This is a genomic window from Bacillus sp. JJ1532 (genome assembly GCF_036965085.1).
In the GTDB taxonomy this organism is placed as follows: domain Bacteria; phylum Bacillota; class Bacilli; order Bacillales; family Cytobacillaceae; genus Cytobacillus.
Genome location: NZ_JBALOW010000044.1, coordinates 75,483 through 80,110, shown reverse-complemented (window position 1 = coordinate 80,110; position 4,628 = coordinate 75,483). Strand labels below are relative to the sequence as shown.

2 protein-coding genes are annotated in these 4,628 nt (G+C 38.6%); both read right to left on the bottom strand.

The features are described from left to right. Positions 1 to 154: 154 nt before the first annotated feature. Positions 155 to 3,721 carry a chromosome segregation protein SMC gene (gene smc, locus V7122_RS15165; protein ID WP_335527424.1) on the bottom strand — a complete coding sequence of 1,189 codons (3,567 nt, stop codon included), beginning with the start codon at positions 3,719 to 3,721 and terminating at the stop codon, positions 155 to 157. A gap of 47 nt (positions 3,722 to 3,768) precedes the next feature. After that, on the bottom strand, positions 3,769 to 4,512 hold the full coding sequence (gene rnc / locus V7122_RS15160) for a ribonuclease III (protein WP_335527447.1): 744 nt from the start codon (positions 4,510 to 4,512) through the stop codon (positions 3,769 to 3,771). Between the last annotated feature and the right edge of the window lie 116 nt (positions 4,513 to 4,628).

Here is a 4,628-nt window from a genome sequence, read left to right as displayed (position 1 = left end):
ACGTCCTGTGGCAACGTCTATGTGACCCACATCCTGTGGGCCGCAACTAACAATCATTGGGGGATGAAGGCAGACTAAGAACTAAGGCGTACTGACGCAACTTCTGCATTAGCACATTCTGTGCATAAAAAACCCCACTGATTGAAGTTTCACTTTATTGCGTGACTAATTCCTTCGTCTCTTCAAGGCGAACAGACACTAGTTTCGAGACACCTGACTCTTGCATAGTCACCCCATACAATACATCAGCCTCCTCCATCGTTCCTTTACGATGGGTAATAACAATAAATTGCGTTTCAGCGCTAAATCTTTTTAAATATTGACTAAAGCGGAATACGTTTGCTTCGTCAAGGGCTGCCTCAACCTCATCAAGAATACAGAATGGAACGGGACGTACCTTCAATATCGAAAAAAGCAGTGCAATTGCTGTTAGCGCTCTTTCCCCGCCTGATAATAATCCAAGGTTTTGCAGTTTTTTCCCAGGTGGCTGTGCAACAATTTCAACACCTGTGTTTAATAAATCATCTGGGTCTGTCAGCTTCAAATCAGCTCTGCCTCCGCCGAATAATGATTGAAAAACTGATTCAAAATGAAAACGAATGCCTTCAAAGGTTTGCTGGAACCGTTTTTTCATTTCAATATCCATTTCATCGATAACCTGGAATAACGTATCTTTAGCCGATTGCAAATCATTTTTTTGCTCGAGAAGGAATTCATATCGTTCTGAAACCCGTTCATATTCCTCAATCGCACCTAGATTTACTGTTCCAAGCTCTTCAATCGCCAATTTAATTAGCTTTACTTTTTTCCTAGCTTCATTGACATCAATCATTAAAGGATATTCCTCTTTAGCTGCTTCAAAAGATAACAAATACTCTTCTCTTAAATGAGTTAACCGGGTTTCAAGCTCTACATCCAACCGATTTAGCCTTACTTCCTCGTCCTTAAGTGCCTCAACCATTCCTTTATGCAGCCTCTTCAGCTCTTTTGTTTCAAGCTCTAGATCTTCCAGAGCTGTTTGAAGCCCCATACGTTCTTCTCTTCTTGAGGCAATTAAGTTAAGAGTCTCTGTCTTGTCTTGAAGCTTTCTTTTTGCAGCTTCTTCTAACTGTTGCTCTCCAGAGAAACTATTTACCATTTCTGAGGAAAGAAGCTCAAGGTCCTCTTTAAATATAATTAGCTTCCCGTTTATTTCTGAAAGCTCTTCCAATATTGCTTCATATTTATCATTAGCATGATTATATTGTTCACTTTTCGAGGCATAGCTAACTTTAAGTTCGTTTATTTCAGATATAAGCGTCTCTTTTGAAGTTTTTTGCAAGTTTTTCTGATCAGTCAGCATAAGAATCTTTTCGTCATAAGAAGTGATTTGGGACTGATAAGCTTCAAGCAATGAATGTAAATCAGCTTTTCTTTTTAATAATCTCGTTTTATCTTCAGTAAATTGGGCTTTATCCAAATCATAAAGCGACAATCTTTCATTTAAGCTTTTCTCCTCAAATTCTAATTCTCGGAGGTCGCCTTTTATTGACTGTTCCTTTAACCTTAGCTCTTCCCCTAATTTTCTATGACCATCAATCCGCGCTTCAAGCTTTTGAATATCCGCTTTAAGTAGCTTTACCTGTGATTCGAGTCCTGCTGTCTTAGACTCCATATCAATAATTCTTGCTTTCAATTCTTCAAGCTCGCCTTTTCTGCTTAAGATGGATGACGTTTTTTGTTTTAGGGCACCGCCAGTCATAGAGCCCCCTGGATTCACAATGTCGCCATCAAGAGTCACAAGCCTTACTCTGTATTGCAGGAGTTTAGCCATTTCATTCGCACCCTTTAACTCCTTTGCAATGACAACATTACCAAGTAAATTCTCCATTGATTCTTTATATTTAGGATTGAATTGAATTAATTTTGCAGCTTCTCCAACAAAGGAAGGATGCTGCTGTATTAATTGCAGCTGACTAAAGCTTAAGCTCTTCCCTTTCATGACATTTAAAGGTAAGAAGGTTGCACGTCCAAAGGAGTTTTGCTTTAAATATTGAATCGCTCTTCGGCCGTCCTGTTCTGTTTCTACAATAATATGCTGCATAGCCCCACCTAAGGCTGTTTCAATCGCAGTTTCAAATTCCTTAGGAACTTGAATGAGTTCCGCAACAGCGCCTTCTATTCCTGACAGCTTTCCGCCACGGCCCTTTAATACTTCCTTAACGCCCTGAAAAAAGCCTGAATAATCATCTTCCATTTCCTCAAGCATCTCTTGTCTCGATTTAGCCTTTTGAAGATATTGATAGGCTTGATAAAGGGTCTTTTCCTGCTTCTGATAATTATCCTTGCATATTTCGAGCTTTCTTTGCTCATCTCTAAATAGCTTTACTTGATCATCTAATTCTTTTTGTGCAGACAGAAGCTGAGCTTCAATCTGCTCTTTCTTCTCTAGAAGACTATTTCGATTTTGGATGAAATTATCATTTTCATGCTCAAGCTTACTGTTTCTCATGTCTAGCTGATCTAGCTGCTGTTGAATATTCTGGAGCTCATTTTTGGCAGCAGCTTGTTTATTTAGTACTTCGATATAATCACTTTTTAATGATTCAATCTTTTCTTCTGTATTTTCATTAAATAGTTTTAATTGCTCTTGTTTTTGTTTTAGTTCATTTTGCAAATTGCTAGCTTCTTTTTCTAATTGCTGTTTACTCGTATAATGCTTTTCCTTTTGACCTTTTAGCTCTAGTTCTTTTGCAGCATATTCTTCCAGACCTTTTTGAAGTTGCTCCTTGTTCTGGGAAGCGTTTTTCTTTCTTTCCTTTAGCACTTCTTTTCTGCCTTCCAGCTTTTCAAGCTCTTCACTTGCATGAAGCAATACATTTTGCAAATCACTGATTGACTCGTCAAGTGCGAAAGCCTGATCTCTTAATTGTTCGATTTTCGCTTCTTTACTATGGAGATTGGCGGAATGCTTCATTTCATTTTCTTTATGGAAACCAAGGTCTTTAGATAATTTCTCCCATTTTGCATGTAAATCCTCAATTTCGTATACAGTTAACGCCACTTCTATTTTTTCTAGCCCATCCTTTTGATCTAAATAATCTTTAGCAATAGAGGCTTGAATTTTTAAAGGCTCAACCTGACTTTCAAGCTCATAAACAATATCATTAACCCGATTTAAATTGTCTTGAGTCTCAGTTAGCTTTCCTTCTGCTTTCTTTTTCCTGCTCTTGTATTTAAGGACACCTGCTGCCTCTTCAAAAATCGTTCTCCGGTCTTCCGCCTTACTATTTAGAATTTCTTCAACTCTTCCTTGGCTAATAATAGAGAAAGCCTCTCTCCCTAAACCGGAATCCATAAACAAATCGACTATATCCTTAAGTCTGCATGATTGCTTATTAATTAAGAATTCACTTTCACCGGACCTGTATACCCGGCGGGTGACGCTTACCTCATTATATTCAATTGGCAACGATTGATCTTCATTATCTAATGTTAGCGTAACCTCTGCAAAGTTAAGCGCCTTTCTGGAATCACTGCCGGAAAAGATAATATCCTCCATTTTCGCGCCTCTTAAAGATTTAGCTGATTGTTCACCTAACACCCAACGGATTGCATCCGTAATGTTACTTTTTCCGCTGCCATTCGGTCCTACAACAGCAGTAACACCTGGAACAAAATCAACCATGATTCTCTCAGCAAACGATTTAAATCCAACAACATCTAACCGTTTTAAAAACAACTGCTGCTCCCCCTAATCTTAAATGTTTCTTATCTATGCTGTCTTAACTAGTTCAGATTATTTTTTAGGACTTCAAGAGCCATCTGCGCTGCATGTTGTTCGGCTTCCTTCTTGGAGCGGCCTGTGCCTGTCCCTAACTCCTTTCCGCTCATCGATACCCTCGATACAAATTCCCGATTATGAGCGGGACCTTTTTCCTGCAATATTTTATACTCAATCAGACCTGCCCCATCACGCTGAATCAATTCTTGCAGCTGACTTTTATAATCCATTACATGGGCAAATTTACCTGAATTGATTTTGGGAAATACGATTTTTTCGAGGAAAGCGACTACAGTATCTAATCCTTTATCTAAATATAAAGCACCAATAAATGACTCGAATACATCAGCTAGCAACGCGGGTCTTTCCCTTCCCCCGGTCATTTCCTCCCCCTTGCCCAATAGGACAAGCTCCCCAAATGAAAGTTCATGCGCAAACGCTACTAGGGAAGGCTCGCAAACAATAGCTGCCCTTAATTTAGTTAATTCGCCTTCACTCATCAATGGATATTTTAGAAACAGAAATTGAGAGACAGTCAACTCAAGAACCGCATCACCTAAAAACTCAAGCCGCTCATTATCTTCATTTGGCTTTCTGCGGTGCTCATTTACATACGATGAATGTGTAAATGCCTGTTTTAATAGCTTTTCATTTTCAAAGTCAATTCCGATTTTTTTCTGAAATTCTTTAAAACGTTTATCTATAGAACGGAATATCCTTTTATCTTTGTCTTTTCCAATATTATGCATAATTAATTGATTCACCTTTATAAGTAAAATGACGAAAATATTTAGTGAAACTTCATTTAGTAGGGGGTTCCTACATCCCCCACTAAATGTTAGTTGCGGCCCACAGGATGTGGGTC

Coding starts and splice junctions, on each gene's coding strand:
- rnc (WP_335527447.1), bottom strand. CDS start 4,512: ATGCATAATATTGGAAAAGACAAAGATAAAAGGATATTCCGTTCTATA.